This window comes from Cohnella luojiensis, from assembly GCF_004564235.1.
In the GTDB taxonomy this organism is placed as follows: domain Bacteria; phylum Bacillota; class Bacilli; order Paenibacillales; family Paenibacillaceae; genus Cohnella; species Cohnella luojiensis.
Genome location: NZ_SOMN01000101.1, coordinates 1 through 1,262, shown reverse-complemented (window position 1 = coordinate 1,262; position 1,262 = coordinate 1). Strand labels below are relative to the sequence as shown.

Genomic DNA, 1,262 nt, shown 5'->3' with positions numbered 1-1,262 from the left:
TCTGCAGCTAGAATAAAAAGTGGACACCTCATAAGAGTATGCAGATAATATACAACAAAGAGAAGAAGAGGTGTCCGGTATGGGAGAGATCAGACAAAGGTACAGTGACGAGTTTAAGGAACAGACGGTCAAGTACATTCAGGAGCAGACAAAGACAGTACCGCAAATTGCAGAAGAACTAAGCATACCCGCAGGAACGCTCCATCAGTGGATGGCGAAATATCGTAAGTTTGAGAATGAGCCTCTCATAGACCGAGAGGCAATCCGCCAGAAAGATAAACAGATCCAAGATAAGGATTTAGAAATTGAAGATCTGAAAGAAGAGATTGCGATCTTAAAAAAGGCCATGCACATCTTCAGCAAAGAAAGGAACTAAGGTTCCAATTCATCGAAGATCATCGCTCCGAGTTTCGTATGGAGAAGATGTGCAACGTACTGGTTGTGTCTCGGAGTGGTTACTACAAGTGGATCCAGGAGAAGGCGATTGCGAACAACTACCAAAAGCGTCGCAGAGCGCTACTAGCGCGTATCACTTGGCTCTTTATGGACTCTCATAGACGGTACGGCAGCCCTAAAATCACAAAGCTTCTGAGACAGGAAGGTTGGACAGTGTCCGAGCGCCTCGTTGGCAAACTCATGAATGAGAACGGTCTGCGTTCGTGTGTATCCAAGAAATTTCGGGTGACCACAACCGACTCAAATCATGATCAGCCTATTGCACCAAACGTGCTGAATCAGAACTTTAAGACGACTGCGCCTAACAAAATCTGGGTGACGGATATTACGTACGTGCCGTGCCGTGAAGGCCGTTTGTACCTCGCCAGTGTTCTGGACTTGTATACACGTAAAATTGTAGGCTGGAAGCTCGCAGACCGGATGACGACTGATTTGGTACTTGCAGCATTAGAGCAAGCGTATGAGACTCACAAGCCTCCCGAAGGACTTATACACCACTCTGATCGGGGCTCGCAGTATGCCTCAGAAGAATACCGCACAAAGCTGAAGCAATATCACATGAAAGCAAGCATGAGTCGTAAAGGCAACTGCTATGACAACGCCTGCATCGAATCGTTCCATAGCGTCCTCAAGAAAGAGTTTATTTACTGTACGAAATTTCGGACCAAGGCACAGGCACAACAAGAGATGTTTGAGTATATTGAGCTTTTCTACAACCGTAAGAGAATCCATGGTTCATTGGGTTACGTATCACCTTTACGTTTCGAAGCCCTTTACTACAGTAACATTAGTTAAATTCTCTTATT

Annotated in this window: 2 protein-coding genes; both read left to right on the top strand. The window is 45.4% G+C overall.

Annotated elements, in window-relative coordinates; genetic code table 11:
* Window positions 1–79: 79 nt before the first annotated feature.
* The gene (locus E2980_RS24520) at window positions 80–376 is read left to right on the top strand and encodes a transposase (RefSeq protein WP_205700027.1); all 297 of its coding nucleotides are present in this window, start codon (window positions 80–82) and stop codon (window positions 374–376) included.
* An 11-nt stretch (window positions 377–387) separates the two neighbouring features.
* The gene (locus E2980_RS23900; protein WP_240703179.1) at window positions 388–1,251 is read left to right on the top strand and encodes an IS3 family transposase; all 864 of its coding nucleotides are present in this window, start codon (window positions 388–390) and stop codon (window positions 1,249–1,251) included.
* The last annotated feature ends 11 nt before the right edge of the window (window positions 1,252–1,262 follow it).

Bases quoted from the DNA above. Each gene is read 5' to 3' on its own strand.
- E2980_RS24520 (WP_205700027.1), top strand. From the start codon at position 80: ATGGGAGAGATCAGACAAAGGTACAGTGACGAGTTTAAGGAACAGACG.